This window comes from Trinickia sp., assembly GCF_035492435.1.
In the GTDB taxonomy this organism is placed as follows: domain Bacteria; phylum Pseudomonadota; class Gammaproteobacteria; order Burkholderiales; family Burkholderiaceae; genus Trinickia.
Genome location: NZ_DATJJF010000051.1, coordinates 1 through 4,759, shown reverse-complemented (window position 1 = coordinate 4,759; position 4,759 = coordinate 1). Strand labels below are relative to the sequence as shown.

General features: G+C 62.4%; 6 protein-coding genes. 3 read left to right on the top strand and 3 right to left on the bottom strand.

Going from position 1 to position 4,759, the window contains the following annotated elements; genetic code table 11:
• The 3 genes from VL598_RS04455 to VL598_RS04445 all read left to right on the top strand — a co-directional run.
• The coding region (locus VL598_RS04455; RefSeq protein ID WP_325325490.1) for a molybdopterin-dependent oxidoreductase at positions 1-699 on the top strand (699 nt) is incomplete at its 5' end.
• Positions 700-711: 12 nt separating this feature from the next.
• Positions 712-1,146: a cytochrome c gene (locus VL598_RS04450; protein WP_325325489.1), complete on the top strand. Its 435-nt coding sequence runs from the start codon at positions 712-714 to the stop codon at positions 1,144-1,146.
• A gap of 54 nt (positions 1,147-1,200) precedes the next feature.
• On the top strand, positions 1,201-1,578 hold the full coding sequence (locus tag VL598_RS04445) for a hypothetical protein (RefSeq protein WP_325325488.1): 378 nt from the start codon (positions 1,201-1,203) through the stop codon (positions 1,576-1,578).
• 83 nt (positions 1,579-1,661) lie between these two features.
• Here the strand turns inward: VL598_RS04445 and purH are convergent, their stop codons facing one another.
• The 3 genes from purH to dusB are packed head-to-tail and all read right to left on the bottom strand — an operon-like array spanning position 1,662 to position 4,563.
• Complete coding sequence (gene purH, locus VL598_RS04440; protein ID WP_325325487.1) at positions 1,662-3,227, bottom strand: bifunctional phosphoribosylaminoimidazolecarboxamide formyltransferase/IMP cyclohydrolase; 1,566 nt, start codon at positions 3,225-3,227, stop codon at positions 1,662-1,664.
• Between the two features lie 41 nt (positions 3,228-3,268).
• Positions 3,269-3,502, bottom strand: a complete 234-nt coding sequence (locus tag VL598_RS04435; protein WP_325325486.1) for a Fis family transcriptional regulator — start codon at positions 3,500-3,502, stop codon at positions 3,269-3,271.
• Positions 3,499-4,563 carry a tRNA dihydrouridine synthase DusB gene (gene dusB, locus VL598_RS04430; protein ID WP_325325485.1) on the bottom strand — a complete coding sequence of 355 codons (1,065 nt, stop codon included), beginning with the start codon at positions 4,561-4,563 and terminating at the stop codon, positions 3,499-3,501. The genes VL598_RS04435 and dusB overlap by 4 nt, the downstream gene beginning before the upstream one ends.
• Between the last annotated feature and the right edge of the window lie 196 nt (positions 4,564-4,759).

Below are 4,759 nucleotides of genomic sequence, written 5' to 3'. Positions count from 1 at the left end.
GGCGTGCGCTCGGGCGCGGTGGCGGTGCGTTTCTCCGGTCTCGACGAAGGCGTCATACCGCAGACGCCGAAGTTTCTGAAATCGCTCGAGATCGACCATGCGCTCGATGGAGAAGTGATGGTGGCGTACGCCATGAACGGTGAGGCGTTGCCGCTCGTGAACGGCTATCCGTTGCGCTTGGTGGTGCCGGGATGGTATGCGACCTATTGGGTCAAGATGGTTCACGACATCGAAGTGCTCGACAAGCCCGACGACAATTTCTGGACCGCCAAAGCGTACCTTGTCCCCGACAATCATTTCGCCAACGTTCGCCCCGGCGAGACAGGGTTTAAGCAAGTCCCCATCAACAAGATGCTGCCACGCTCGTTCTTCACCAACCTCCAAACCGGTGCGGTGCTGCATGCGGGCCAAGCGACGACCGTGCGCGGCATTGCTTTTGGCGGCTTCAATGCGTTGCAGCAAGTGCAGGTGTCAGCCGACGCAGGACGGACGTGGGCGCCTGCGCAGCTTGGTGCTGACCACGGGCGATATAGCTTCCGTCAGTGGCAGACGGACGTCCGATTCACGCAACCGGGCAAAGAGACGTTGATGGTTCGGGCTATCGATTCCGCGGGCCAAGCGCAGCCATTTACGCCGAACTGGAACGGCGCAGGATTCATGCGCAACGTCGTTGAATCGATTGACGTTGACGTTGCTTAAGAGGAAGGAAGTATGAACGTGAAACGCGCACGGATCGTGTTGTTTTGGGGCATCCCAGTACTACTCGGAGCGCTGGTCGCGATCACAGGCGCCCGGTTTTTGCGGGACTCCGCCAGCGACCAGGCGCAGCGCCAAGCGAAACTCGTGCCGCCGGTGCATTTCACCGCGGTCAACGTGACGCTCCCCGGTGGCTCGACTTCGTTTCCGCCGGGCAAAGGGTCCGAGATTGCCAACGCCAATTGCGTGATGTGCCATTCCACGGGCATGGTGTTGCATCAACCACCATTGACCGTCGGCGAGTGGGCCGTCGAAATCAACAAGATGCGCAACGCCTTTGGTGCCCCGCTTCCGGCTGATCAGGTTGAAGCCCTGGCGCAGTATCTGCGCTCTATCGACGGCCGCGAGCCGACGAAAGGTCCTTCAGCTGTCGACAAGCAAGCAAGCTGAGGCGACGGGGCGCGAGCGAGGGGTACCGGAGTGCGCCAGATGGATCGTATGTGTTTGTCTACTGCTCGAAGTCGAACGGTAGACGGTGCGAAGCTGCTTGGCACACTGCTCCAGCTGTGCGCACCCAAATGCGCGATATGCTGGAGTTCTGTCGCGGGATTGTGGAATGCGTGGAATGCCGGTTGGTTTGTCGCGCAGACCACTCATCCATGGTGGATTTGTCTGGCGAGCTTGGCGGCGCTTGTGTCGTCAGGCGCGGGCTTCATCAACGCTTACCGGCACCGTCGCTATACGGCTTTCGCATTGGCGACGGTTGCGTGGCTGTTGCTCGCGTGCAGCTGGCTCGTGGGCACGAGCTTCATTCGGTATGCCGGGGCTGGCTTGATGCTGGCGTCGATCGTGATCGGCCGCCGTTCATCGCGCTGCGGGTAGCGACTCTACGTAGACGTCAACCATGCCGCTCCGGCGGATGATACAAACGAGCGCCCACGTGACGCGAGCGCTCGCCTACAACTTCAATGCCGGAAGTGCCGAACGCCCGTCATGATCATGGCGATGTTGTGCTCATCGGCGGCGGCGATCACTTCGTCATCGCGCACCGAGCCGCCCGGCTGGATCACGCAGGTCGCGCCGGCCGTCACCACGACGTCGAGGCCATCACGGAACGGGAAGAACGCATCCGAGGCCACCGCCGAGCTGCCGAGCGAGAGACCCGCGTTTTGTGCCTTGATGCTCGCGATGCGAGCGGAATCGACGCGGCTCATCTGCCCCGCGCCGACGCCGAGCGTCATCCCCTTGCCGCAGAAGACGATGGCATTGGACTTCACGAACTTCGCGACGCGCCAGGCAAAGAGCAGGTCATCCATCTCTTGCGGCGTCGGGTGGCGCCTCGTCACGACACGCAGCTCGCGCGGCGTGACGTTCTTCGCATCGGGCGACTGCACAAGCAGCCCGCCGCCCACGCGTTTGAAGTCGAACTGATTCTGCCCATTGCCGAGCGGGATTTCGAGCAGACGCACGTTCTGCTTCGCTTCGAACACCTGCCGCGCGCCTTCGGTGAACGACGGTGCGATGAGCACTTCGACGAACTGCTTCGCGACGGCAGCCGCCGCCTTTTCGTCGAGCTCGCGGTTGAACGCGATGATGCCGCCAAAGGCCGATGTCGGATCGGTCTGGAACGCTTTCGAATAGGCCTCGAGCGGATCGACACCGATTGCCACGCCGCACGGGTTCGCATGCTTGATGATGACGCAGGCCGTAGCGTCGAACGTCTTCACGCATTCCCAAGCCGCATCGGCATCGGCGATGTTGTTGTAGGACAGTTCCTTGCCCTGCAACTGTCGATAGGCTGCGAGCGAGCCGGCCGGCGCGGCCAGATCGCGGTAGAACGCCGCGCTCTGGTGCGGGTTTTCGCCATAGCGCAAGTCCTGCACCTTATCGAAGGCGAGATTCAGCGTGGCGGGATACGTATTGCGCGAGTTGTGGTGCAGCGCTTCGGTGAGGCTCGTCAGGTAGTTCGTGATTGCGCCGTCGTATTGCGCGGTGTGCGCAAACACCTTCGTTGCGAGACGGAAGTTCGTCTTGTAGCTGACCGTGTTGCCGTTGGCGCGCATTTCGTCGAGTACGCGCGCATAGTCGGTCGGATCGACGACGACAGTCACGTCGCGGTGGTTCTTAGCCGCAGAGCGCAGCATCGTCGGGCCGCCGATGTCGATGTTCTCGATCGCGTCCTCAAGCGTGCATTCGTCCTTCGAGACGGTCGCGACGAACGGGTAGAGGTTGACGACAAGCAGATCGATCGTCGGGATGCCGTGCGTTTCGAGGGCGGCCATGTGCTCGGGCAGGTCGCGGCGCGCGAGAATGCCGCCGTGCACCTTCGGGTGCAGCGTCTTCACGCGACCGTCGAGCATTTCAGGAAAGCCGGTGTAGTCGGCGACCTCTGTGACAGCCAGGCCGGCCTCGGCGAGGAGCTTCGCCGTGCCGCCCGTCGACAGGATCTTGACGCCGAGCGCCGACAAAGAACGGGCAAATTCGACAATGCCAGACTTGTCGGAGACGGAAATAAGCGCTTGCTTGATCATGATAGAAACGGATACCGAAAAGAAACGAGGGCGGCGCGCGACTACGTCAGGCCATACTGTTGCAGCTTCTTGCGCAACGTGTTTCGGTTGATGCCGAGGTATTCGGCGGCGAGCGACTGATTGCCGCCTGCCTGCTCGAGCACCACCTCGAGCATCGGTTTTTCGACGCACGAGATGACCATGTCATATACGTCGTGCGGGTTGGCGCCGTCGAGATCCTGGAAATACATGCCCAGGCTGTCGCGGACGCATTGTTCGATGTTGTGCTTGCTCATGCTGCTAAGGGTTCGTTACAAGTCGGCTCGCCGCCCGCGGCCGTCTCGTCGCTCGTGTAGACGAGGCGATCCGAGAGGGCTTCCTGCTCGTCGAAAAACTGATTGACGGCCAGCAGTTGTTCGTGTGTGGTATCGAGCGTATTCATCCGGTGTCGGAAAGCGTTGGCGCCGGGAAGGCCGCGAGTGTACCAGCCGATGTGCTTGCGGGCAGTACGAACGCCCGTGAATTCGCCGTAAAACTTGTAATGATCCTCAAGGTGCTCGTTCATCACCACGCGAATTTCCGCAATGCGCGGCGGCGGTAGCAGCTCGCCGTGCTGCAGAAAATGATCGATTTCGCGGAAGAGCCACGGGCGCCCCTGCGCCGCGCGGCCGATCATGATCGCGTCCGCGCCCGTCGCCGTCAGCACCGCGCGCGCTTTCTCCGGTGAATCGATGTCGCCGTTGGCGACGACCGGAAGGCGCGTCGCCGCTTTTACCGCGGCGATCGTGTCGTACTCCGCTTCGCCGTGATAGAGATCCGCGCGCGTGCGGCCGTGGACCGTCAACATGGAAATGCCGGCGCTTTCGGCGATGCTCGCGATCCGCAGCGCATTCTTGTGCGCGCGGTCCCAGCCGGTCCGAATCTTCAGCGTGACGGGGACGGCATCGGGGCCCGTACCGACCGCGCCGACGACAGCCTCGACGATGCGAGCGACGAGCGGCTCGTTTTGCAACAGCGCTGAGCCGGCCGCGACGTTGCAGACCTTCTTCGCCGGGCAGCCCATGTTGATGTCGATGATCTGAGCGCCGTTCGCGACGTTGTAGCGCGCGGCTTCGGCCATCATCGCCGGATCGGCGCCGGCGATCTGAACGGCGATCGGCTCGACCTCGCCCGTGTGGTTCGCACGGCGCATCGTTTTTTCGCTTTTCCAGAGCTGCGCATTGGACGCAACCATTTCAGATACAGCGTAGCCGGCACCAAGCCGCTTGCAGAGCTGGCGAAACGGCCGGTCCGTCACGCCCGCCATAGGGGCGACGAACAAGTTGTTGCGCAGTACGTGCGGGCCGAGCGTTGGCATGCTGAAATGGCCGTCCGCTCGAGCTAGGCGCGAGCACGGCAGGCAACAAGGGAAACTGGCATTTTACCGTTAACAGGCTTGCCAAGCGCGGCTCGCATCCAGGCGTGAACGCGGGGGCGTAACGGCGTACGCCCGCGGCGGCGGAGCGGCAAGCCCTGCGCGACGTTACTGGCGCTGGCCGAACATCAGTTGTCGG